The organism is Candidatus Delongbacteria bacterium (genome assembly GCA_020634015.1).
GTDB lineage: Bacteria > CAIWAD01 > CAIWAD01 > CAIWAD01 > CAIWAD01 > JACKCN01.
Genome location: JACKCN010000007.1, coordinates 108,026 through 130,207, shown reverse-complemented (window position 1 = coordinate 130,207; position 22,182 = coordinate 108,026). Strand labels below are relative to the sequence as shown.

At 65.2% G+C, this 22,182-nt stretch carries 22 protein-coding genes, 1 tRNA gene and 1 other RNA gene; 21 read left to right on the top strand and 3 right to left on the bottom strand.

Annotated features, from left to right (window positions below):
* Positions 1-38: 38 nt before the first annotated feature.
* Both rpsT and H6678_13410 read right to left on the bottom strand, forming a co-directional pair.
* Entirely contained in the window at positions 39-293 is a 255-nt protein-coding gene (gene rpsT / locus H6678_13415) for a 30S ribosomal protein S20 (protein MCB9474793.1), read from the bottom strand.
* Between the two features lie 39 nt (positions 294-332).
* Positions 333-416: transfer RNA gene (locus H6678_13410), tRNA-Leu, on the bottom strand.
* A 164-nt stretch (positions 417-580) separates the two neighbouring features.
* On the opposite strand from H6678_13410, the gene H6678_13405 reads away from it, so the two are divergent.
* The 9 genes from H6678_13405 to dnaK all read left to right on the top strand — a co-directional run bounded on the left by H6678_13405 (position 581) and on the right by dnaK (position 9,330).
* Entirely contained in the window at positions 581-1,021 is a 441-nt protein-coding gene (locus tag H6678_13405) for a PTS sugar transporter subunit IIA (protein MCB9474792.1), read from the top strand.
* Between the two features lie 33 nt (positions 1,022-1,054).
* Positions 1,055-1,252, top strand: coding sequence for a twin-arginine translocase TatA/TatE family subunit (locus H6678_13400; GenBank protein MCB9474791.1), 198 nt, complete (start codon positions 1,055-1,057; stop codon positions 1,250-1,252).
* Positions 1,253-1,870 carry a Sua5/YciO/YrdC/YwlC family protein gene (locus H6678_13395; protein ID MCB9474790.1) on the top strand — a complete coding sequence of 206 codons (618 nt, stop codon included), beginning with the start codon at positions 1,253-1,255 and terminating at the stop codon, positions 1,868-1,870. It begins immediately after the preceding gene.
* Positions 1,867-2,673 carry a DUF3108 domain-containing protein gene (locus H6678_13390; protein MCB9474789.1) on the top strand — a complete coding sequence of 269 codons (807 nt, stop codon included), beginning with the start codon at positions 1,867-1,869 and terminating at the stop codon, positions 2,671-2,673. Before H6678_13395 ends, H6678_13390 begins: the two co-directional genes overlap by 4 nt.
* A 401-nt stretch (positions 2,674-3,074) precedes the next feature.
* A complete protein-coding gene (locus H6678_13385) occupies positions 3,075-3,590 on the top strand; it encodes an AI-2E family transporter (protein ID MCB9474788.1) in 516 nt (171 codons plus the stop codon).
* A complete protein-coding gene (gene der / locus H6678_13380) occupies positions 3,587-5,173 on the top strand; it encodes a ribosome biogenesis GTPase Der (GenBank protein MCB9474787.1) in 1,587 nt (528 codons plus the stop codon). The genes H6678_13385 and der overlap by 4 nt, the downstream gene beginning before the upstream one ends.
* Positions 5,174-5,199: 26 nt before the next feature.
* Positions 5,200-6,132: a hypothetical protein gene (locus H6678_13375; protein MCB9474786.1), complete on the top strand. Its 933-nt coding sequence runs from the start codon at positions 5,200-5,202 to the stop codon at positions 6,130-6,132.
* Between the two features lie 49 nt (positions 6,133-6,181).
* Positions 6,182-7,105: a lytic murein transglycosylase gene (locus H6678_13370; GenBank protein ID MCB9474785.1), complete on the top strand. Its 924-nt coding sequence runs from the start codon at positions 6,182-6,184 to the stop codon at positions 7,103-7,105.
* A gap of 293 nt (positions 7,106-7,398) precedes the next feature.
* A complete protein-coding gene (gene dnaK, locus H6678_13365; GenBank protein ID MCB9474784.1) occupies positions 7,399-9,330 on the top strand; it encodes a molecular chaperone DnaK in 1,932 nt (643 codons plus the stop codon).
* Positions 9,331-9,601: 271 nt separating this feature from the next.
* Here dnaK and H6678_13360 read toward each other — a convergent pair whose 3' ends face one another.
* The gene (locus H6678_13360; GenBank protein MCB9474783.1) at positions 9,602-10,411 is read right to left on the bottom strand and encodes a site-specific DNA-methyltransferase; all 810 of its coding nucleotides are present in this window, start codon (positions 10,409-10,411) and stop codon (positions 9,602-9,604) included.
* Between the two features lie 316 nt (positions 10,412-10,727).
* On the opposite strand from H6678_13360, the gene H6678_13355 reads away from it, so the two are divergent.
* From H6678_13355 to dnaX, 12 genes are all read left to right on the top strand, one after another.
* Positions 10,728-11,150 carry a tetratricopeptide repeat protein gene (locus tag H6678_13355; GenBank protein MCB9474782.1) on the top strand — a complete coding sequence of 141 codons (423 nt, stop codon included), beginning with the start codon at positions 10,728-10,730 and terminating at the stop codon, positions 11,148-11,150.
* A 180-nt stretch (positions 11,151-11,330) separates the two neighbouring features.
* The gene (locus H6678_13350; GenBank protein MCB9474781.1) at positions 11,331-12,320 is read left to right on the top strand and encodes an AAA family ATPase; all 990 of its coding nucleotides are present in this window, start codon (positions 11,331-11,333) and stop codon (positions 12,318-12,320) included.
* A gap of 3 nt (positions 12,321-12,323) precedes the next feature.
* The gene (locus H6678_13345; protein ID MCB9474780.1) at positions 12,324-13,196 is read left to right on the top strand and encodes a DUF58 domain-containing protein; all 873 of its coding nucleotides are present in this window, start codon (positions 12,324-12,326) and stop codon (positions 13,194-13,196) included.
* Positions 13,193-14,170 carry a hypothetical protein gene (locus H6678_13340; GenBank protein ID MCB9474779.1) on the top strand — a complete coding sequence of 326 codons (978 nt, stop codon included), beginning with the start codon at positions 13,193-13,195 and terminating at the stop codon, positions 14,168-14,170. The genes H6678_13345 and H6678_13340 overlap by 4 nt, the downstream gene beginning before the upstream one ends.
* The gene (locus tag H6678_13335) at positions 14,167-15,150 is read left to right on the top strand and encodes a VWA domain-containing protein (GenBank protein MCB9474778.1); all 984 of its coding nucleotides are present in this window, start codon (positions 14,167-14,169) and stop codon (positions 15,148-15,150) included. The genes H6678_13340 and H6678_13335 overlap by 4 nt, the downstream gene beginning before the upstream one ends.
* Complete coding sequence (locus H6678_13330; GenBank protein MCB9474777.1) at positions 15,147-16,184, top strand: VWA domain-containing protein; 1,038 nt, start codon at positions 15,147-15,149, stop codon at positions 16,182-16,184. Before H6678_13335 ends, H6678_13330 begins: the two co-directional genes overlap by 4 nt.
* Entirely contained in the window at positions 16,181-17,011 is an 831-nt protein-coding gene (locus H6678_13325) for a tetratricopeptide repeat protein (GenBank protein MCB9474776.1), read from the top strand. Before H6678_13330 ends, H6678_13325 begins: the two co-directional genes overlap by 4 nt.
* A complete protein-coding gene (locus tag H6678_13320; GenBank protein ID MCB9474775.1) occupies positions 17,008-18,819 on the top strand; it encodes a protein BatD in 1,812 nt (603 codons plus the stop codon). The genes H6678_13325 and H6678_13320 overlap by 4 nt, the downstream gene beginning before the upstream one ends.
* Positions 18,816-19,610, top strand: coding sequence for a hypothetical protein (locus tag H6678_13315; protein MCB9474774.1), 795 nt, complete (start codon positions 18,816-18,818; stop codon positions 19,608-19,610). Before H6678_13320 ends, H6678_13315 begins: the two co-directional genes overlap by 4 nt.
* Positions 19,607-20,116, top strand: coding sequence for an SPOR domain-containing protein (locus H6678_13310; protein ID MCB9474773.1), 510 nt, complete (start codon positions 19,607-19,609; stop codon positions 20,114-20,116). Before H6678_13315 ends, H6678_13310 begins: the two co-directional genes overlap by 4 nt.
* Before the next feature lie 132 nt (positions 20,117-20,248).
* An RNA gene (gene ffs, locus H6678_13305) (signal recognition particle sRNA small type) lies at positions 20,249-20,346 on the top strand.
* 54 nt (positions 20,347-20,400) lie between these two features.
* Complete coding sequence (gene dnaX / locus H6678_13300; protein ID MCB9474772.1) at positions 20,401-22,155, top strand: DNA polymerase III subunit gamma/tau; 1,755 nt, start codon at positions 20,401-20,403, stop codon at positions 22,153-22,155.
* Positions 22,156-22,182 lie beyond the last annotated feature (27 nt).

Genomic DNA, 22,182 nt, shown 5'->3' with positions numbered 1-22,182 from the left:
GCTGGAACGGGCTTTCTTGTGTTGCTGTGACTCGGGGACTAACCGAGGGTGGCCACGAAGTGGGCCAGACGCGATTTGCGGTTGGCGGCGTTGTTGGCCTTGAGCACGTTCTTGCAGACCAGGCGATCCAGCATGCTGGTGATCTTGCGGTACTGCTCGGTGGCGGCACCGGCTTCGCTCATCTCGCGCAGCTTGCGGATTTCGGTACGCATGCGACTGCGCCAGGCGCGATTGCGGGCGTTGGCTTCGGCTGCGGTCTTGATTCGCTTGATGCAGGACTTGTGGTGGGCCATGCGGCTCGAACCCCTGAACTGATTGATTGATTGCGGTTATGCCGGAGGGGGGACTTGAACCCCCACACCCTTTCGAGTACATGTACCTGAAACATGCGCGTCTGCCAATTCCGCCACTCCGGCCCTTGCTCGTGCAAGACGCCCATTTTCGCACTCAAATCAGGGAAAGTCAATGCCACCCCCTTGAAAAAACAGCTTTCCTGCCAAGCAAGTTTGCCGCCCGCCGGGGATCTTCCTACTTTCAGCCCCTGATCGTCAGCGCAGAAAAGCAAGCGGGAAGTCTGTTCATGTTGTTGCCCGAACCCTGGGCGGTATGCTCCGAACTCAAGGCAGGCACTGCCGAGGAATTGATCCAGGAACTGGGCGCACGGCTCGAGGGCTGTCCTCATGTGCGCGACCACCAGCGGTTCATCCTGGACCTGCTGGCCCGCGAACGGGACACTCCCACCGGGCTGGAGCATGGGTGTGCCTTGCCCCATGCCCGCAGCGCGGAAGTGGACGACATCGTGATGCTGGTCGGACGCAGCCGGCAGGGCGTGGATTTTGGCGCTCCCGATGGTCCGGCGCACCTGTTCTTTCTTTTCGGGGTGCCCTTGCGGGCAATCACCCCTTACCTTAAGCTGGTCGCCCGCCTGTCGGGCCTGTTGCGCGCCGAATCCTACCGGGAAGCCCTGCTGGCCGCCGAAGGGGATGCGGAGTTCCTGCGGTGTGTGCGCACTGGTCTGTGACACGGACCCCAATCGAGAACCGTGGAGGTTGTCATGAGTTTCCCGGGTGGATGGGAAATGCTGCTGATCCTGCTGGGAGTGTTGCTGCTTTTCGGTGGCAAGAAGATCCCCGAGATCGCGCACGGCCTGGGCAAGGCCATCACCGAGTTCAAGCGCGGCATGCGCACTCCGGTGGAGGAGCTGAAGAAGGAAATCCAGCAGGACGACCCCAAGGACACCAAAGCTCCCTGAATGGCTGCTGACGCACTTCCAATCCTGAATGACTCCCGTTGCCTGCACCTGCTGACCCGCGGTGAGGTTCTGTTGTTGCCCGTGGATACGCTCTTCGGACTGGCTTGCCGAGCGGATTCCGGATCCGCGGTGGACCGCTTGTATCATCTGAAGGGCCGCGCACCCAGCAAGGCCATTTCGCTGGCTTTCGGCACTCTGACGGCCCTGGAGACGATGCTGGAACCCGAACCCCGCCTGCTGGAACGCCTGTCCCGACTGCTACCGGGGCCCGTCACCGTGGTGATGCCCACCCCGGTCCGCTTCGCGCGACGATTTCCGCGCTGGAAGGACACCGTTGGAGTGCGGGTCCCGGGACCTTCCCCCGCATCGTCGTTGTTGAATCTGCTGGAGTGGCCTCTGGCCCTGAGCAGCGCGAATCTGAGCGGTGCTGCCGATATGAGGTCCGTCGATGAACTGGATCCTGGTCTGGTCGACGGAATCGCAGGCCGGCTGGCAGGTTCGCCCCCGCTGGCCCGGGGCAGTTCCGTGATCCGGCTGGATGCATCGGGCTGGAGCCTGTTGCGTGCCGGGGCCTGTTCCCTTGAAGAACTGACCGAGCGACTTGGAGAGCCGTCATGAGAGCCCTGCTGTTCCTCTGGATCCTGTTGCTTGCTGCCCCGCGCGGTCAGGCCGGAGTCCCGTTCGGCTCGGGCGAGGTGATCCAGTTCCGCATCGGCTGGGGCCTGATCCATGCCGGCACCAGCTGGCTGCGGGTCAAGGACACGCTCAGCGTGCGCGGGAGGCTCTGCTGGGAACTGGAGAGCGAGGCGCTTTCCAATGACGTGATCAGTGCGCTCTACCCGGTTCGCGACCGGGTGACCAGTCTGATGGATGTGCGTGATCTCACCAGCCGCGGGCTTTCCAAGAATCTGCGCGAGGGCCGCTACAAGAAGGACCGGCGCTTCGAGATTGACCCCGAAGCCGGACAGATCCGCAAGATCAAGGCCGGCGAACCGGTGCGCGTCGAGACACTTGCCCACCATGTGCAGGATGTGCTCTCGGCATTCTACTGGCTGCGTACCCGCCCGTTGGAAGTGGGCAAGGTCGAATATGTGAGCACCGTGGACGAACTCAAGAACTATTCCCTGGCGATCAAGGTGCTGGCTCGCGAGAAGGTCAAGGTCAAGGCCGGGGAGTTCGACTGTTTCAAGGTGCAGCCGGTGCTGGTGGGAGATGGTCTCTTCAAGTCCGAGGGCGAAGTGTTCATCTGGCTCACGGCGGACGAACGCCGGATTCCGGTGCAGATGAAGTCCAAGATCTTCATCGGCAGCATTTCCGCCCAGATGGAAAGCTACACCGCGCCCCTGCCCGCGGACCTGCCGCTGGACCCTGCCGAAGCGGAACGAGTACACCAGCTGGCGCGCCGTCACCTGCGTCATTGATGGCTTGATGTTCTTGGGGAAAATCCCGGAGAGCAGAAAGGGCTGGATTGGGGATCCAGCCCTCTCAGTTGTGCCCTAAAACCTGCTTGTAGGAAAGAAGAAGGAGGAACTCACCGATTTGCCCAGCGACTCTCTGCCCAGGTTCAAGGCTGGCACCTTGTTCCACACGGTTGCCCGTGTTCGGGCAGTTCGCCGCTATCGATGCGAACCGGCCCAAGAGTAACATGGGGCAGATGGATTTGCAAGGAAATTTCTGACAAACATCAAGCGCCCGAACTTTTTTATGCGGCATTCGGAACATCACCGCTCAGGGCGTCGGCGATGGCTTGGCCCGGATTGCAGGATTTCACACATTGCGCCGCCAGCGGATGGACGACCTTCCGGAGCAATCAGGAGAGCGCGTGCGACAGGGTCTTGAACAGCGACTGCGCGAGGTGATCCAGATCTTCAGGGCCTGGGCCATCGGGCAACTGCTGGTCAGTCTGGCCATCGGGCTGCTCACCTGGGGGGGGCTGGCCTGGGGCACGCTCCCCGGTGCCGGTTGGCTCGGATTGATGACCGGGCTGCTGTCCCTGGTGCCATTCTTCGGTCTGGCCGTCTCACTGCTTGTCAGTCTGCTGGTCGCCGTTTTCCAACAAGCTCCGCTGGCCGCGGTTTCCGTGGTGGCGGGCACATTTCTGGCCGTGCAACTGCTCGAAAGCCTGCTGCTTTCCCCACTGATCCTGGGGCGCAGCGTCGGTGTGCACCCGTTGGGGGTGCTGGTGGCGCTGGTCGTTTGTGGAGCCGTGCTGGGTCCCTTCGGGGTGCTCCTGGCCGTGCCGCTGGCCGCCCTGGCCTGGAAGTGGGGGCGCGGCCTGTTCCAGATGCCGCCCGGCAGATCCGGGTCCTCTTCCGCAAGTGAGGAAACTCCTCGATGAAGCGTCTCCCGGTCGTTGCCATCATCGGACAGCCCAATGTGGGCAAGTCCACCCTCTTCAATCGCCTGACCAAAACCCGCGCCGCCATTGTGGACGACCATCCCGGTGTGACCCGCGACCGTCATCTGGCCCGCATGGACTGGAACGGTGTCGAGTTTCGCCTGATGGACACGGGCGGTTACGTGCCCGATTCGAAGGAACTCTTCGATCTGGCGATTCGCGAGCAGGTGGATCTGGCCCTTGCCGAAGCGGATGTGCTGCTGCTGCTCTGCAACGTGCAGACCGGTGTGACCCGTACCGATGAAATGATGGCCCGCATCATCCGGGGCACGGGCAAGCCCTTCCTGCTGGTGGTGAACAAGGTCGACAACCAGAAACTTGAACTGGAGACCCCCGAGTTCTGGACTCTGGGCCTTGACGAGCCGATGGGAGTTGCCGCCAACAGTGGTCGTCACACGGGCGACCTGCTGGATCGCATCATCGAGCTGCTGCCCGAAATGCCCAGCCAGATCGCCGATCAGGGCTTGCGCGTGGCGATCATCGGGCGGCCCAACGTGGGCAAGTCCTCGCTGGTCAACCGTCTGCTGGGCGACAATCGCGTCCTGGTGACGCCCGTGGCTGGCACCACACGGGACGCCATTGACACCCCGGTGACCGTGGACGGTCGCAAGTACGTACTGGTGGACACGGCGGGCCTGCGCCGCAGGACCAAGATTCGCGAGAACATCGAGTTCTACTCGCGTCTGCGCACGCTGTCGGCCATCGAGACCGCCCAGGTCTGCATGCTGCTGGTGGAACCGGCCGAAGGCCTGACCCGCCAGGACATCCAGGTGCTGGAAGAGGCCGTGACCCAGCGCAAGGGCGTGGCGCTGGTGGTGAACAAGTGGGACACGGTCCCCGAAAAGGAAACCAATACCGCACGCAAGATGCAGGAGGAGATGCTTCGGAACATCCACACCCTGCGCTGGGTTCCCGTGCTGTTCATTTCGGCCCTCACCGGGCAACGCGCGCCGCGCGTGCTGGAAATGGCCGAGCGCATCGCGGCCAACCGGGCCCAGTGGCTGGACCCCGAAGAACTGCGCAGCAAGATGCTGGGCGCCATCGAACGCCGCCCGCCACCCGCGCGAGAAGGCAACTGGATCCGTTTCCGGGACGTGATCCAGGTGCGCAACGATCCGCCATGGATCGTCTTCCGTTGCAACCACCCGGAAATGTTGACCACCGTGTATCATCGCTATCTGGAAAATCAGCTGAGACGTGCATTCGACTTTGAGGGAGTACCGATCCGGTTGGACTTCCGCCGGGGCCGGTTCATTGAGTCAGAAAGTGAAGACCAGGAGGACACGATGAAGGGTGTTGAGCGGCCGAAGGGCCCCGCCGTATTCTACGGTGAGGCACAGGGGGATGAGGACGATCTGGATGTTCTGCCCGTTGTGAACCGCGACCGTGACTTGGATGATGACGACGATGATGATGATGACTGGGAAGAGATCGAAGAGGTCGAAGGCGACGGCGAGGAAGAGTGGGACGAAGAGGTTGAAGAGGACGACGACTGGGACGATGACGACGACGATGATCGTTGAGTCGTTCCGGACGCCCCCCGCACGCAGTGGCCCACGCTGACGCCCGGACACTGCGGGTCCTGCTGCTGGGAACCATCAATCGTGACCAGCTGCTGTTCGCCGACTCCAGCGGCCGGCTGACCCGGCAGGACAGTCTGGGCGGAGCGTGTTACAGCCTGCTGGCCCTGAAGGCTCTGCTGCCCGCTGCGCGGTTGAACGCACGGCTGCTGGCGGGTCTGGACCTGACGCACGAATTGACCGCGATCCTCGCCGGGAGTGGCAACGCTCCCGGCGAGGTGCTCTGGAGGGACAGAGCCTCCAACCGGGTCGAACTGGACTGCCGCGACCCCGAACACAAACGCGAGCGCAGCTGGCTGACCGTTGGTGGATACACCCTGGACGAATGTCCCGCCGGTCCCTGGGATGCGGTGCTGCTGAATTTCACCTCGGGCCGGGAGTTCAGTCTGCGCGGCTGGAGCCACTGGCGGCGTATCCTGCGCGACACGGCCCGTCCGCCATTCCTGCAGCTGGACCTGCATTCATTGAGCCTGGATGCGCGCGCCGGTCGCGCCCGACGCCTGCGACCTCTGCACCGCTGGCAGGAGTGGTTGCGTGATCTCGACCTGCTGCAGCTGACTCTGGACGAATGCGCGTGCCTGGCACCGCACTCACCCCTGACCCTGGCCGACACGGGCGACTTGCTGGGGGAACTTCACGGGCTGGGTATCGGTGAGATCGTGATCACGGACGCGGCACGTGGCTTCATGCATTCGCGTCCCGGCATGTCCCGCCACTGGCCGGCCCTGGAGGCGTGCGTGGTGGAGAGCACGGGCTGCGGAGACGTCCTGGGTGCCGCCCTGCTGGCGGGAACCCTTTGCGGGCTCCCTGATGAGCTGCGCCTGGCACGTGCCCGGCAGGCGGCCACCCTGAATCTGTCGCTCTGCGGGCCGGAACAACTGGATCGACTGGCCCGGCTCTGAGGTCCACCCGTTCTGCGTCGGCCGGGTGCAGGCAACACACGGAACCATCATGCAAGGAACCACCCCCATGCTGCGCTCGTTGCTGCTTGCCCTGTTGCTCTGTGTCACGCGTGGGCAGGCGGCCGGGGAGCGTCCCTTCAATCAGGATGAACAGGACTTTCTGCGTCAATGCCTGCGACGGGCCGACTTCAGCGAGTCCACCATCGACAGCCTGGCGCTTGCCGAACGCAGCTTCCTGCCCCGGGCGATCGAGATCAACCTGCACACAACCAACAGCGCCGACCCCTACCAGAAGTTCTTCGAGGATTCGGTGATCACGCGTCTCGCCGGTTTTCTGGTGGATCAGGACAGCCTGCTGCGGGCTGCCGAGCAGATCTGGGGCGTTCCCCCACGGATCACGGGCGCGATCCTGATGATCGAAACCCGCCTGGGAGCCTATACGGGCAAGTGGAATCTGGTGGACCTGAATCTCAGCCTGCAGCTTGCCCGCCTGAATCGGGTGATCGAGCAGAACGCCGACAGCGCCCTGGCTCGTGAGCTGCGTGCCGGTGGCTCCGCCGAGCGCAACGCCCTGCGCGCACGGATCAGCAAGCGCGCCGTTTCGCGCGCGACACGCTCGCTCGGTGAACTGCAGGCTTTCTGGGATGTATACGGCGGCTCGCCGGACTGGCATCTGCAGGCCGGGAGCTGGGCAGGTGCGCTGGGACTGTGCCAGTTCATGCCCAGCAGCCTGAAGGCCTATGGCCGTGACGGGGACGGGGATGGCGCGGTGAATCTGTTTCACCTGCCGGATGCCGTGGCCAGCATGGGCAACTATCTCAAGCAGAATGGCTGGAAAGCCGGGGTGCCCCCGGAGAAACAGCGCCGTGTGCTGCGCCGCTACAATCACAGCGATGCCTATGTGGATACGGTCATCCGCCTGGGCGAGTTCGCCGCCGCCAGAGCGTCCGCGGGCGCCCCTGCCACCCCCTGACAGAACCTGCCGCTTGATTGCGCCTCGATCGCACAATACTGCCAATCTGGCGCACAGGTGTCAGGCGTGGTGTCATCGTCCGGGCCGGGTCCTGACAAGCCCGCTGCAAGTTCAACAAATACAAGCATTGGTTTGCATTCCCGTTCTGGCACGGTCCTTGCCAAACCTGAGGGCATCCCGGAGCAAGCGCAACGGGGCGGGGGGCGGGCCACACTCCTGGCGTCGCCCCCGGGGCCGGACACCCGGTTCATCGTGAGCACAAGAATCAGCAAGAAATAGAAGGAGATCCAACCATGGGAAAGATCATCGGAATTGACCTGGGCACCACCAACAGCTGCGTGGCCGTGATCGAGGGTGGCGAGCCCACCGTGATCGCCAACGCCGAGGGCGGTCGCACGACTCCCTCGATCGTCGCCTTCAAGAAGGACGGCGAACGCATCGTGGGCAGCCCGGCCAAGCGCCAGGCGGTGACCAATCCGCGCAACACCCTGTTCTCGATCAAGCGCTTCATGGGTCGCCAGTTCAACGAGGTGGCCAACGAAATCAAGGAAGTGCCCTACGAGGTCGTGTCCGGAAACGGCGGTGTGGCGCGTGTGCGGATTGACGGCAAGGATTATGCGCCGCCCGAAATCAGCGCGATGATCCTGCAGAAGATGAAGCAGGCCGCCGAGGACTATCTGGGCGAGAAGGTCACCGAGGCCGTGATCACCGTGCCGGCCTACTTCAACGACAGCCAGCGTCAGGCCACCAAGGAAGCCGGCCAGATCGCCGGTCTGGACGTCAAGCGCATCGTCAATGAGCCCACCGCGGCCGCGATGGCCTACGGACTGGACAAGAAGGGCGAGGAAATCGTGGCCGTGTACGACCTGGGTGGCGGCACCTTTGACGTGTCGATCCTGGAAATCGCCGACGGCACCTTTGAAGTGCTGGCCACCAATGGTGATACACACCTGGGCGGCGACGACTTCGACCAGCGCCTGATCGATCACCTGGCCAGCGAGTTCCAGAAGGCCGAGGGTGTGGACCTGCGCAAGGACCCGATGGCCCTCCAGCGCCTCAAGGAAGCCGCGGAGAAGGCCAAGATCGAGCTCTCCAGCGCGATGGAGACGCACATCAACCTGCCCTTCATCACCGCCACCGCCGAAGGCCCCAAGCACCTGGACCTGCAGATGAGCCGGGCCAAGTTCGAGAACCTGGTGGATGACCTGATCAAGCGTTCGATCGAGCCCTGCCGCAAGGCTCTGGCCGATTCGGGCAAGAGCCTGTCCCAGATCGACGAAGTGATTCTGGTGGGCGGTTCCACGCGAGTGCCGGCCGTGCAGGCGGCGGTCAAGGCCTTCTTCCAGAAGGAGCCCCACCGCGGCGTGAATCCCGACGAGGTGGTGGCCATGGGCGCCGCGATCCAGGCGGGCATTCTGGCCGGCGACATGAACGACAAGGAAATGGTGCTGCTGGATGTGACACCGCTTTCGCTGGGCATCGAGACCATGGGCGGCGTGATGACCGTGCTGATCGAGCGCAACACGACCATTCCCACCAGCAAGAGCCAGGTCTTCTCGACGGCCTCGGACAGCCAGCCCACGGTGGACATCCATGTGCTGCAGGGCGAGCGGCCGATGGCGGGCGACAACAAGACCATCGGGCGCTTCCAGCTGGATGGCATTCCCCCGGCTCCCCGCGGCGTGCCCCAGATCGAGGTGACCTTCGACATCGACGCCAACGGCATCCTCGCGGTCAAGGCCAAGGACAAGGCCACCAACAAGGAGCAGTCGATCAAGATCACGGCCAACTCGGGCCTTTCCGACGCCGAGATCGAGAAGATGCGCAAGGAGGCCGAGGTCAATGCCGAGGCCGACGCCAAGCGCCGGGAGCAGGTCGAGATTCGCAACACGGCCGACCAGAAGGTCTTCCAGACGAAGAAGCAGCTGGAGGAGCTGAAGGAGCAGATCACGGCCGAGGATCGTTCCGGCCTCGAGACCGCCGTGGCACGCATCGAAACCGCCCTCAAGGGCGAGGACACCGAAGAGATCAAGTCGGCCAGCGAAGCCCTTGAGACCCTCTGGAACGATGTGAGCAAGCGCATGTACGAGAATGCCCAGAACCAGGCCGGCGGCTCCGGTGCGGAAGGCGGCCCCCAAGGCGCCGAGCAAGGCGAGGCGGGTTCCACGGACAACGGCGCCGTGGACGCCGACTTCGAAGTGGTGGACGACAAAAAGAAGGGCTGATGGAGGTGGATGGCCTCCGGAGCGCCGATGCAGCGGACGCCCTTCGGCCGCCGCTGATCCGCGCCCCACGCCTTTGGTGACTCGCAGGGCGGTCCTTTCGGGCCGCCCTGTTCATTTTGTGTACAGGCTTCTTGGGATGAATTCGTTTGCTGGCTGCCAGGGGATGGCCTCCGGAGCGCCAATGCAGCGGACGCCCTGCGGCCGCCGCTGATCCGCGCTCCCCAGCACCGATGGCACACAAAAAGGGGCGGCTCATTGGAGCCGCCCTGTCTCATTCCGTGGTGTGCTGCACGGGCGCCGGGTGGGGTGGGGCCAGTTCCTGGCGCACCAGTTCCAGCCGCTCGCTGCCCCGGCGGCCGTGATCCTCGTCCAGTTCGGCCAGCAGGTAGCGCCGACCCGTGCGCAAGGCGGCTTCGCCCGTGGAACAACTGCCGGCGAAAGGATCGAAGACCAGCTCGCCCGGGCGAGAGCTCATCAGGATCATCCGCTCGAGCAGTTCCACCGGCTTGGAGGTGCCGTGCTCGAAGGCGTAGTTGCTGACCCGCTTGACGAAGCGGATGCGCGATGGGTCTTCGTCGTCGCGGTTGTAGAACACATTGGGGCTGCGCGGGGCTTCGCGGCTGCGGGCCCGGCCCTTGCTGGCGAAGAGCACGAACTCGTGCTGGGGGGCCCAGTTGGAGCGCAGGTCGCCCGAGCCGTGATTGTTCTTGACCCAGACCAGGCAGTTCTTGTAGACCAGATGCGCCGACCCACGGGGAACCAGGTCCTTGCGCTCGCGCAGGGCCAGCACCAGATCGGGGAAACTCAGGTGGTCGCACCAGCAGTAGAAGTGCGCGCCGTCGCGCATCACGCGTTCCATCGAGGCCAGGAATTCGGGAATGTCGAAGCACTGGGCGTCGATCTTCTTGACCTTTTCACGGGCCCGGGGCCGGTTGGACTGGTAATCCTTGTAGGGAGGATCGGTGAGTACCAGGTCCACACAGGCATCGGGCATCCGGGCCAGCAGCTCACGGTTGTCTCCGATGTGAATCCGGTCCTCGAGCTCGACCTGTGGCTGGGCGGGGGGATGAGGATCGGACATGGAGCTGGCTGATCTCCCTGCTGGTTGCCCGGAGCGGGCAAAACACTTTCCGGCTTGCGGAACCCGATGGGACGGGCACGGGTTCGTCCGGTCCGGGGGAGAGGGAATGACCCGGTCCCCGGGAGCGCGTGCCGCGAACGCCGCTCAACCTAGCAATTCGACGAGTCACGCCCGGGCAACGCCTGCAACACCCGCGGCCCCGAGAATGCCTCGAGCAGCGCCGCAAAGCTGAACAAGCCGATTTGCGGTACGGTCACCGATTTTTACCTTTGCCGGCCGCAGCGGCAGTGATGCAACCAGCAACAGGAGTGGAATAATGAAACGAAGTGTCTGGATGGCCCTGTGCCTTGGCCTGATGGTCGCCTGCAATCCCGCGGCCCAGAAGGAAAACGCCAGCGACGTTTTCCAGCAAGCCCAGACCGCCCACGCCGAGAGTCGCTTCAGCGACGCCGTGCGCCTGTACAGCCGGTACGTCAGCGAATTCGCCGACAGCAGCCAGGCGGCCAAGTGCCAGTTCATGGTGGCCTATCTCTATGCCAACGAGCTGGACCAGAAGGAGCAGGCCCGCACGGCCTACACCGATTTCATCGCGAAGTACCCCAACAGCGAACTCCTGCAGAGCGCGCAGTGGGAGCTGGAACATCTGGGGCAGAACCTGAGTGAGATCGACATCATTCCGGATTCCACGGATCCCGCGCCCGTGAGCGCGACACCCGAGAAGGCCCACGAAGGACATTGATCACGGTCCGGGGCCCCGGGCTGCGTGTGCGGGGTGTCGGCTTGAATGAATGGCGGAATGCCGGTTCGCTGGAACCGGCATTTTCTTGTGAACGGACTCGCCCGGGACCGGTCCGGGCCCGAGCCGAATTGCCTGGCCGCGCCGAGCGGCATGTTCATCAATCAGGAAGGAGTGCGAGGGATGCAGTTCGACGCTCTCGAGATGTCACGACGAATCGAGGAGCACGCGGGCTTCCTGGACGATCTCGATCGGGAAGTACGCAAGATGCTGGTGGGCCAGCGGCCCATGCTGGAACGCCTGCTGATCGGGCTGCTGGCCGACGGACACATCCTGCTCGAGGGCCTGCCCGGTCTGGCCAAGACCAGCACCGTGTCCACACTGGCTCGCGCCATCGACACCAGTTTCTCGCGCATCCAGTTCACTCCCGACCTGCTGCCCGCCGACGTGCTGGGCACCATGATCTACAACCAGAAGAGCGGTGAATTCCACACGCGCAAGGGGCCGATCTTCGCCAACATCGTGCTGGCCGACGAGATCAACCGCAGCCCGGCCAAGGTCCAGGCCGCCCTGCTGGAAGCCATGCAGGAGCGCCAGGTGACCCTGGGCGGTGAGACGCACATCCTGCCCAGTCCCTTTCTGGTGCTGGCCACCCAGAACCCGATCGAGCAGGAGGGCACCTATCCGCTGCCCGAAGCCCAGACCGACCGCTTCATGCTCAAGATCCGCATCGGCTATCCCGAGCGCGAGGAAGAACGTGAGATCCTCAAGCGCATGACGGGCGAAAGCCTGTCCACGATCTCGCCCGTGTGCACTCCCGAGACCATCCTCAAGGCCCGTGAGCTCTGCCGCCAGATTCTGGTCGAGCGCAAGATCGAGGACTACATCCTCAACATCGTCTTCGCCACACGCGAACCGGAGAAGGCCGGTCTGGGCGACCTCAAGGGTCTGATCGCCTGGGGTGCCAGCCCGCGTGCCACGATCTTCCTGGCCCGCGCGGCCCGTGCGCACGCCTTCCTGCGCCGCCGTGGGTTCGTGACTCCCGATGACATCAAGGGCGTTGCCGCCGACGTGCTGCGCCATCGCATCGGACTCAGCTACGAGGCCCAGGCGGAGGAGCTGAGCAGCGAGGACATCATCGCGCGCATTCTCAACACCATCGAAGTGGCCTGAGCCATGATCCCGCGGGAACTGCTGCGCAAGATCCGCCGCATCGAGATCCGTACCCGCCACGTGGTGCAGACGCTCTTCGGCGGCGAGTATCACAGCGTCTTCAAGGGCCAGGGCATGGACTTCGCCGAAGTGCGCGAGTACATGGCCGGCGACGAGGTGCGCTCGATCGACTGGAACGTGAGCGCCCGGATGGGCCATCCCTTCATCAAGGTCTTCCAGGAAGAGCGCGAGCTGACGGTGATCCTGGCGGTGGACCTCTCGGCCAGCGGACGCTTCGGCAGCCAGGCGCTCAAGCGTGACTGGATGGCCGAACTGGGTGCCGTGCTGGCCTTCAGCGCGATCCGCAACCAGGACAAGGTGGGCTTGCTGCTCTTCAGCGACCGGGTGGAAACCTTCGTGCCACCGGCCAAGGGCAGCCGCCACGCCCTGCGCGTGATCCGTGATCTGCTCTATTATCAACCCACGGGCACGGGCACCCGCATCGATGGGGCGCTGGAGCACCTGGGGCGCGTGCTGGGCAAGAAGGCGATCGTCTTTCTGGTCTCCGACTTCCTCGATACGGGCTTCGAAAGCAGCCTCAAGGTTCTCAGCCGGCGCCACGACCTGATCGCGGTCTCGGTGCGCGATCCCTTCGAGGAAATGCTGCCGCCCGTGGGTCTGCTGCAGGTCGAGGACCCCGAAAGCGGCGAGCGCCACTGGCTGGACTGTTCCAGCCCGCGTGCCCGCGCGGCCTTCCAACAGAACGAAACCGAGCGCCGGTCCGCGCTGGAACGGTTGTTCACCCAGGCGCGCGTGGATCACATTCCCATCCGCACCGACGAGGACTACGTGCTGCCGGTCAGCCGTTTCTTCCGGATGAGGAGTCGCCGCCGATGAGACCTCGTTCCTGGTTGTGGTGCCTGTATCTGCTGCTGGGCCTGCTGCCCGCCCGGGCCACGAGCCTGGCCGAGCTCTCCGTGGACCCGCTGCCCGACACCCTGCACGTGGGCGATCCCTTCGTGCTCAGTCTGCACGCCAGGGTAGGCGAGGGGGTGAGCCTGCGCTGGATCACGCCCGAAGCCGAGAGCCTGAAACCGCTGCACCTGCTCGAGGAACTTCCCGCGGATACCCTCGGACCGGGCGAGTACCGCAAGAGCTGGCGGGCCGCGATCTTCAAGGCGGGGGAGCAGACCATCGCTCCTTTCGAAGTGGGCGTGGATCCAGGCGACGGCGAATTCCTGCTGCCCTCCGACTCGCTGCGGGTCAGCGTGCTCTCTGTGTTGAACGTGGCCCTCTCCCGCGGCGACAGCCTGGCCCCCCGCGACATCCTCGATCCGGCTCCCGTGCCGCTGAGCTGGCGCGAAATCCTGCCCTGGCTGCTGGGCGCGCTGCTGGTGGGGCTGCTGGGATTGCTGGGCTGGCGCTGGCTGAAACGTCGCCCACAGGATCAGCCCCGCGTGGAAGCGCCCGCACCGCCCGTGGATCCCTGGAAGCGCTGGCTCGAGCGACTGGATGCGCTGCGTCGTGAGCAACGCTGGAGCCGCGGGGAAACGATCGAGTACTACGCCGACCTGAGTCTGGCCCTGCGCGGCCTGCTGGAAGACAGCACGGGCCGACCCTTCAGGGAAATGACTCACGACGAGGTGCGCGACGCCCTGGCCGATGGTCCGCTCGAAGGCCCGCTGTTCCAGACCCTGATGGGCCTGCTGCTTGAAAGCGACATGGTGAAGTACGCGCGCCAGTGGCCCAGCGACGAGCGCAACCGCCAGGCCCTGGACGATGCCGCGGCCTGGGCCAGCGACGCCCGGGCCCAGCTGATCCGTCCGCAGCTCGTGCAGGTGGCTCCGGGCCCCGAGGAGGAGGGCCGATGAGTTTCGCCTCCCCGCTATGGCTGCTGGCCTTCCTGCCCTTCGGGCTGCTGGCGCTCTGGCACCTGCTGCGTCGCCGCCGGCGCGAACCCGTGCTGCAGTACAGCCGGGCCGCTGACTGGGCCCGCCTGCAGGGACGCGGCAACTGGCTCAAGGTCTGGGCCGAACCCACCCTGCGTGCTCTGGCGATCACCCTGGCGATTCTGGCTCTGGCCCGGCCCCAGAGTGCCACCGACACGCGCGAGACCGAACGTGACACGGTGGACATGCTGCTCTGCCTGGACATCAGCGGCTCGATGCAGGCCCGCGATCTCAAGCCCGACCGCTTGGGAGCGGCCATCGAGGTGGCGCGCGAGTTCGTCGCCCGCCGTGAGGAAGACCGTCTGGGCCTGGTGGTCTTCGGCGGCGAAGCCATCACCCAGTGTCCGCTGACTCTGGACCACCCGGTGCTGGACGGCCTGCTGGAAGGCCTGCACGTGGGCATGGTGGAGGACGGCACGGCCATCGGACTGGCCATCGCCACCGGGCTCAACCGACTCAAGGACAGCCAGGCCCACAGCCGTGTGATGATTCTGCTGACCGACGGCGAGAACAACCGCGGTCTGGATCCGCTGACCGCGCGTGACCTGGCCCAGAGCCTGGGCGTCAAGATCTACACCATTGGCGTGGGTACCGAGGGCATGGCTCCCTTCCCGGTGCAGTCGCCCTTCGGCGGCATCATGCTGCGCGAGATCGAAGTCAACATCGACGAGGACCTGCTGCGCGAGATCGCCACCAGCACGGGCGGACGCTATTTCCGGGCCCATGACAAGGAGCAGCTGGTGCAGATCTACGAGGAGATCGACCGGCTCGAACGCACCACCATTTCGGTGACCGAGTACCGGGTGCTGGACGAGAAGTACCGCCTGTTCCTGCTGCCCGCCCTCGGCCTTTTCGTGCTGGCGCTCGGACTCTCCGTCGTGTTCCGGAGGGTGCCCGCATGATCCGCTTCGAGTTTCCCGTCTGGCTGAATCTGCTCTGGGCCCTGCCTCTGCTGGCGATCCTGGTCTGGCGCCAGGCCTCGCGTACCCGGCGCCTGCTGGCCGCCGCCGGCCGCTGGAACGTGCTTTCGGGCCTGCTGCCCGGTTGGTCCGCGGGTCGCCTGCGGCTGAAGGGCCTGTTGTCGCTGCTGGGCTTGGGGATGATGGTGGTGGCGCTGGCCGGTCCGCAGCTGGGCACGCGCAAGGTGGAAGTCGAGCGCAAGGGCGTGGACGTGGTGCTGGCCGTGGACGTCAGCCAGTCGATGGCGGCCCGCGACCTGGCCCCCGACCGGATGGCCCGCACGCGCCACAGCATCCGCCAGCTGCTGGAATCGCTGCATGGCGACCGGGTGGCGCTGGTGCCCTTCTCGGGTGCGGCCTTCCTGCAGAACCCGCTGACCTCCGACTACAACATGGTGGGCATTCTGGTGGACCTGCTCAAGCCGGGGTTGATTCCTCGGCCGGGCACCGATCTGGCGGCCCCGATCAACACGGCGCTGGAACTGTTCAATCGCGAGGAGGAGGACCAGGGTCAGCACCGGGTGCTGGTGGTGCTCTCCGACGGCGAGGATTTCGAGGGCCAGTGGGAAGAGGCGGCGAAGAAGGCCGTCGAGGCGGGCGTGCGGATCTTCGCGGTGGGCATGGCCTCGCTGGAAGGCAGCCCGGTGCCCGACCCGGACCGGCCGGGCTCGCTCAAGACCGATCGCCAGGGCAACATCGTGCTCTCGCGCCTCAACGAGGAGGTGCTGGTGCATCTGGTCGACCTGGGGCAGGGCAGTTACTTCCGCAGCAGCGCGGGGGGTGACGAATTGATCCGGATCCGCGATGAGATCGACCAGATGGACAAGAAGGCCCTGGGCAGTCAGCTCTACTCGGGATGGCAGCATCGCTACCAGTGGTTCCTGGCGGCCGGTCTGCTGCTGCAGGCATTGGCCCTGCTTCTGCCTGCTTCGACAGGAAAATCAAAGTCATTGATTGGCATGGAGATCGATCAATGAATCAACAATTCATCTCGATTCTTGCCTGCTGCCTGATTCTGGCTGCGGGATCCACGGCCAGTGGACGCAGCGAGTTGCGCCAGGGAGAAGAGGCCTACCGCAATGGGGATTTTCCCGCCAGCAGCGGCTATTTTGGCGAGGCTCTGGCCAAGGACCCCGAGAACCTCGAGGCTCATTTTGACCTGGGCGCCAGCGCCTATCGCCAGGGCGATCTGGACGCCGCGGCCTCCCGCTTCGCCCGGGTTGCCCAGAGTGGCGACCCCGCCTGGGCGGGCAAGGGCTGGTACAATCTGGGCAATACCCGTCTGGAGCAGCAGGACCCGGCAGGAGCCGTGGAAGCCTATGTCCAGGCCCTGAAAAATGACTCAAGCCTGGATGAGGCGCGCTGGAATCTGGAACTGGCCCAGCAGATGCTGGAACAGCAACAGCAGCAGCAACAGGAGAATGGCCAGGATTCCCAGGATGGCCAGGACCCGCAGGACCAGGAGTCCGGCCAGGACCAGCAATCAGACAAGGGCGACAAGGGGCAGCAGCCGCAGGATCAGGACTCGCAGTCCGGTCAGGGAAATGGTCAGGACCAGCCCCAGGCCCCGGACCCCTCGCAGGAGCCGGGCGCCGAACAGGAAGGGCAACAGGCTCAGCAGGGCGAGCCACAGGATCAGGCAGACCAGCTCGGCGATTCAACGGCCGCGGCCCAGGCCATGCCGATTTCCCCCGAGCAGCTGGAGCAGATCCTGCAGGCCATCAGCCAGCAGGAGAAAGCGGCACTGGCCCGTCAACTGGAAAACCTGCCCTCCAACGGGCGCCGAGTGGAGAAGGATTGGTGAGCATGACCCTCCGGCAGATCCGGACTTTCCTGCGGCTTCCGCTGGTCCTGCTTGTGCTTCTGGCCTTGGCTCAGGGGACCGCGCTTGCCGCCACCTTCAACAGCGAGGTGTCGCTTGACGGAGGGACGGTGCTGGTGCGCTATGTGCTCAGTTCCGAAAGCTCGCTGCCCCACGACGTGCAACCCCAGTTCCCCGACTTCAAGGGCTTTCGCAAGCTCTCGGGGCCGGCGATCAGTCGTTCGACCAGCATCGTCAATGGCGCGGCCAGTTATGAGCGCAGCTGGAGCTTCAGCCTGCTGCCCGACGGACCGGGCACCCGCGGGATCGGAATGGCCCGGGTGACCGTGGATGGCAAGACCCTGACCGCTCCGGCACGCACGATCAACATCAGCGACCAGCCCGGGAGCCAGGTCCCGGCGATGCTGCGTGCCGAGGTCAGCAACCGCCGTCCCGTGGTGGGCGAGAAGGTGCTGCTGCGTTACAAGCTTTACTTCAACGTGCAGGTCAGTGGGTACGACATCGAAGACCTGCCCTCGAGCGCCGGTTTCCTGCGCGAGAACCTGGAAGACATCCAGCGTCCCGAGTCCCAGACCGAAATGGTGGATGGCCAGAGCTGGAATGTGGCCGTGATCAAGGAGATCGCCCTCTTTCCCACTCGCGACGGCAACCTTGAGATTCCCGCGCTGAACGCGCGGGTGAACATTCCCGACAACCGCCAGCGCCAACGGCAGCGCAGCCTCTTCGACAACATGCTGGGCGGCGATCCGTTCCGCCGGGTGCGCACCGAAATTCTGCCCTGCCGGGCGATCACCCTGGATGTGCAGCCCCTGCCGCCCGGCGCTCCCGCGGGCTTCACCGGAGTGGTCGGACAATATCGGCTGGACTCGAAACCGGATCGCACCGCCCTGGAAGCCGGCGAGGCGCTCACCCTCACCACGCGCGTCAGCGGCGAGGGCAATCTGGCCCTGCTGCCCCTGCTGGAGCCGGAAGTCTCCCGCGGGCTCGAGAAGTACGACACCCAGCAGGAGAGCAGCGTGCGTCGGGCCCAGGGAAGTTTCGGCGGTACGCGCAGCTACAAGACACTGATCGTGGCCCGTGACTCGGGTGAGCAGACCGTTGGGGCCATTCAGCTGGTGTATTACGACCCCGTGGACGGCAGCTACAAGACTCTGAGTGCGGGCCCCTGGACACTGGATGTCGCTCCCGGCACGCGCAGCATGGTCGACAGTCAGATCGGCTACGGGCTGCGCGCGGGCAAGGTGGAGAGCTACGGCCAGGACATCCGTCACATCCTCGATGCGCCCGAGACCCTCTCGCCGGCGACTCTGCCGCTGCACCGCCACTGGAGCTGGCGTACGCTGGTGGGACTCTGTCTGCTGGCCCCGCTGGGAGCCTCGGCCTGGATGCGTCGCCAGCGGCTGGATGCCTCCGATCCCCTGTCCTCCCGTCGTCGCCGAGCCGGAGGAGAAGCAGGGCGTCGGCTTGCGGCCGCTCGCAAGGCACTGGCACGCGGCGACGCCACCAGGACTCTCAAGGAGCTGGACGACGCGCTGGCTCGTTACCTTGCCGACCGGCTGGGCCGCCCACCCGGTGAACTGGTCCTGGAAGAACTGGCAAGAGAACTGCTGGCCAGTGGCCGCCTCAGCGAAGAAGCCGCTGGCGCGCTGACCCGTTTCCGTCGCGAGCTGGATCTGGCCCGTTATGCCAGTGACGGCGCGAGCCAGGTGGATCAGGCCCGGGCTCTGCTGGCCCGGGGGGACGCCCTGCTCAAGCAGTTGCGCACCGTGCTGGAAGGGGGCAAGGCATGAACGCACGCACTCTGCGACTCCTGCTGGCATCCTTGTGGCTGACGCTGTGCGGTCTGGCAAGCCCCGTGCAGGCCATGGAGCAGAGCCAGGCGCGGGAACTGTTCCTCCAGTCCAATCAGGCCTACGAGGCGGGTGACTGGGGCGCGGCCGTGGCCGGGTACGACAGTCTGGCCCGGGCGGGTTTCGACGGTCTCGAACTGTGGTACAATCTGGGCAACAGCCATTTCCGGCTGGGAGAGACCGGGCTGGCGATCCTCAGCTGGCGTCGCGCCGAAGCGATCAGCCCGTTCGACCGCGATGTGCAGAAGAACCTTGAGATCGCCAGCCATCTGCTCAGTGACGATCTGGGCCAGACCGTGCGTCTGCCGATCTGGGACTGGCTCGACCGCGTGCTTGAAAGCCTTCCCCGGGACGGCACCGCCGTGGCCCTGTTGGTTCTGCTGGCGCTCTGGTCCGGTCTGCGCTGTCTGCGCATTCTGGAGCGGCTGGCTCCCGGCGCCACAGTCCGCAGCCTGCAGTGGATCAGCGGGCTGGCGGCCCTGTTGCTGCTGGTGTTGCTGAGCCTGCAGATCCGGCACCGGGAAACCAGCCGGCATCTGGTGATACTGGCCCAGCGTGCCACGGTGCACGCGGCACCACTGGCCGATGCGGAAGCCCTGTTCGACCTGCACGAGGGCACGACCGTCCGTCTGGTCAGCGAAGGAAAACAATGGTGGCGCCTGCGCCTGCCCGACGGGCGCGAGGGCTGGCTGCCACAGGACAAGGCAGCCATCGTGGAGAGTCGACCATGACACGCAACGGACCGATCATCGCCCGGGTACGCGGCATCCTGCTTGTGGCACTGCTGGGACCGGGGCTCAGTGGCTGCCTTGCGCCTGCGGTTGAGCCATCACCTGCGCAGGATCGCCAGAGCGAAGCGGGCCAGGGCCGCGGGGCAACCAGTGTGACCGAATTCGATCCGCTGCTGTTGCCCGAATCTCCCATCACCCTGGCCCCTGCGCCCGTGGTTGACACCCCACCCGTGCGCGCGAAGAAGAGTCCTGCCAGCCCCGCACTCCAGGAGTTCGGGGTCCAGATCTACAGCGGGCCGGACCAGCTGCAGGCCGAAGCGGCCGAACTCGCGGCCCGGGAGCTGTTCCCGGGACTTCCCGTCCGCTTGCTGCAGAATGAGACGGGCTGCAAGGTGGTGCTGGGCCGTTTTGAGTCGATCGAAGAGGCGAACGATCTGAAACAGCAGGCCCGGCAACTTGGGTATGAAACGGCCTGGGTCATTCGCGCGGCCGCCGAGGCCCGCTGATCCAGGAGCCGTGGATCCGTTCCCGGCGTTTTTTGAAGCCATTCGGGTACTTGCCGGGGGAGTGGTGGGGTGCGAATGTCCCCCGGCTCTCCGATATTGGGCGCCCTGAACGGCTGGACGGCCGGGTGCAGGTGATGGGGACGCGCAATGACAGGTTGCCCAACCCCGTCAGGACCGGAAGGTAGCAGCGGTAAGCGATACTGGCTTGTGCCGCGTTACACCCGTCATCTGCACCCGGCTGTCCCTGTCTTCGGCCCTTTCAGCCTCCCAGCAAGGAACCCCGGATGTCCTACATCGTGCTTGCCCGCAAGTGGCGCCCCAAATCCTTTGCGGAAGTCATTGGCCAACAGCATGTCACTCGGACCCTCGAGAGCGCGATCCAGAGCGACCGTGTGGCACACGCCTATGTCTTCAGTGGGCCTCGCGGAGTGGGCAAGACCTCGATCGCGCGCATCCTCGCCCGGTGCCTGAACTGCGTCAACGGTCCCACCACCTCACCCTGCGGTGTCTGTCCCTCGTGTGCGGGCATGGACGAGGGCAACAATTTCGACGTGATCGAAATCGACGGCGCCAGCAACAACAGCGTCAACGACATTCGCGACCTGCGCACCAACGTCAAGTACGGCCCCAGCGAATACCGCACCAAGGTCTACATCATCGACGAAGTGCACATGCTCTCGACCAGTGCCTTCAACGCCCTGCTCAAGACCCTGGAAGAACCTCCGCCGCGCACGATCTTCATCTTCGCCACCACCGAGCTGCACAAGGTGCCCGCCACCGTGCTCTCGCGCTGCCAGCGCTTCGATTTCAAGCGCCTCAGCCTGGGCGAGATCGAACAGAGCCTGCGGGCCGTGGTGGCCAGCGAGGGACTTGAGGTGGAAGCGCGCACCCTGCAGCTGATCGCACGCCGTGCCGATGGCGGCATGCGCGATGCCCAGTCCCTGCTGGACCAGGTGCTCAGTTTCAGCAGCGGGCACGTGGACCATGACGAAGTGGTGCGCGCGCTGGGTCTGGTGGAACAGGATCGCCTGGCCGAGCTGCTGGCCATGCTTGCCAGTCGTGATCTGGGCGGCGTGTTTGCCCATGCCCGCGAGATCGTCGCGCGTGGGGCCGATCTGGCCGAATACCTGCTGCAATTGGCCGAGAATCTGCGCAACCTGCTGCTGCTGCAATTGGCGCCCGACGGCAGTCTGTGCGACCTGCCCAGCGAGCAGCGCGATGCACTGGCACCCCTGGCCAGCCAGTTTCAGGAAAGCGACCTGCTGCGCATGCTGACTCTGCTGGGCGCCCAGATCGACGGCTTCCGTCGTGGCGGGCACGCGCGTCTGCGCTTCGAGCTTTGCCTGTTGCGCCTGGCCGGCATGGAACGCAGCCTGGATGCCCATGCACTGCTGCGTGGTCTGGCGGGACTGCCCGTGGGCAGTCTGGGGCAGGTCGAAGGAGCGCAGCGGCCCGTGGCTCCCGCCCGGCCCCTCCCGGCGGAGACCGAAAAAAAAAAGTCTCTGAAAGCTGAGCCGGTCCCGCCGCTCAGTAACCCGTCTCCCGTCACCCCTCGCCAGCAGCCACGAGCCCCCGAACCCACCCCGGGCGTGCCGGAACCCACCGTGTCCGCACCGACGTCCCGCCCCGCGAGCAACGAGATCCCGCTGGCCTGGGATGTGATCCGCAGCGGCTGGCTGCATGTGCTGGATGCGGTGGCAACGCGTTTTCCCCTGCTGGCGGATGGGTTCGCCAGTTTTCTGCCCGTGTCCTGCGATGGCCAGGCGATCACTCTGCGGGGGCGCTGGTCGGGAGAACCGGCGCGCCAGGGACTGGAACGCAACCGCGAAGCCCTGGCGGCCTGTGTCGGCGAAGGCCTGGGGCTGGCAAAGGCTCCGCGACTGATCTTCGTGGAAGGCGATCTGAGTCCCGAAGAGCGCTTCATCACCGCGCGACGCACGCATCTCAATGGCGAGAGCCGCCTCGAGGAACTGAAACAGCAGCACCCGGCCATCGGCACCCTGATCGAGCGGGTCAACGGACGTCTGCTCGATCGATGATCCGTCTCACACACAGACCAAGGGAGT

Coding starts and splice junctions, on each gene's coding strand:
- rpsT (MCB9474793.1), bottom strand. CDS start 293: ATGGCCCACCACAAGTCCTGCATCAAGCGAATCAAGACCGCAGCCGAA.
- H6678_13405 (MCB9474792.1), top strand. CDS start 581: ATGTTGTTGCCCGAACCCTGGGCGGTATGCTCCGAACTCAAGGCAGGC.
- H6678_13400 (MCB9474791.1), top strand. CDS start 1,055: ATGAGTTTCCCGGGTGGATGGGAAATGCTGCTGATCCTGCTGGGAGTG.
- H6678_13395 (MCB9474790.1), top strand. CDS start 1,253: ATGGCTGCTGACGCACTTCCAATCCTGAATGACTCCCGTTGCCTGCAC.
- H6678_13390 (MCB9474789.1), top strand. CDS start 1,867: ATGAGAGCCCTGCTGTTCCTCTGGATCCTGTTGCTTGCTGCCCCGCGC.
- der (MCB9474787.1), top strand. CDS start 3,587: ATGAAGCGTCTCCCGGTCGTTGCCATCATCGGACAGCCCAATGTGGGC.
- H6678_13370 (MCB9474785.1), top strand. CDS start 6,182: ATGCAAGGAACCACCCCCATGCTGCGCTCGTTGCTGCTTGCCCTGTTG.
- dnaK (MCB9474784.1), top strand. CDS start 7,399: ATGGGAAAGATCATCGGAATTGACCTGGGCACCACCAACAGCTGCGTG.
- H6678_13360 (MCB9474783.1), bottom strand. CDS start 10,411: ATGTCCGATCCTCATCCCCCCGCCCAGCCACAGGTCGAGCTCGAGGAC.
- H6678_13355 (MCB9474782.1), top strand. CDS start 10,728: ATGAAACGAAGTGTCTGGATGGCCCTGTGCCTTGGCCTGATGGTCGCC.
- H6678_13350 (MCB9474781.1), top strand. CDS start 11,331: ATGCAGTTCGACGCTCTCGAGATGTCACGACGAATCGAGGAGCACGCG.
- H6678_13345 (MCB9474780.1), top strand. CDS start 12,324: ATGATCCCGCGGGAACTGCTGCGCAAGATCCGCCGCATCGAGATCCGT.
- H6678_13340 (MCB9474779.1), top strand. CDS start 13,193: ATGAGACCTCGTTCCTGGTTGTGGTGCCTGTATCTGCTGCTGGGCCTG.
- H6678_13335 (MCB9474778.1), top strand. CDS start 14,167: ATGAGTTTCGCCTCCCCGCTATGGCTGCTGGCCTTCCTGCCCTTCGGG.
- H6678_13330 (MCB9474777.1), top strand. CDS start 15,147: ATGATCCGCTTCGAGTTTCCCGTCTGGCTGAATCTGCTCTGGGCCCTG.
- H6678_13325 (MCB9474776.1), top strand. CDS start 16,181: ATGAATCAACAATTCATCTCGATTCTTGCCTGCTGCCTGATTCTGGCT.
- H6678_13315 (MCB9474774.1), top strand. CDS start 18,816: ATGAACGCACGCACTCTGCGACTCCTGCTGGCATCCTTGTGGCTGACG.
- H6678_13310 (MCB9474773.1), top strand. CDS start 19,607: ATGACACGCAACGGACCGATCATCGCCCGGGTACGCGGCATCCTGCTT.
- dnaX (MCB9474772.1), top strand. CDS start 20,401: ATGTCCTACATCGTGCTTGCCCGCAAGTGGCGCCCCAAATCCTTTGCG.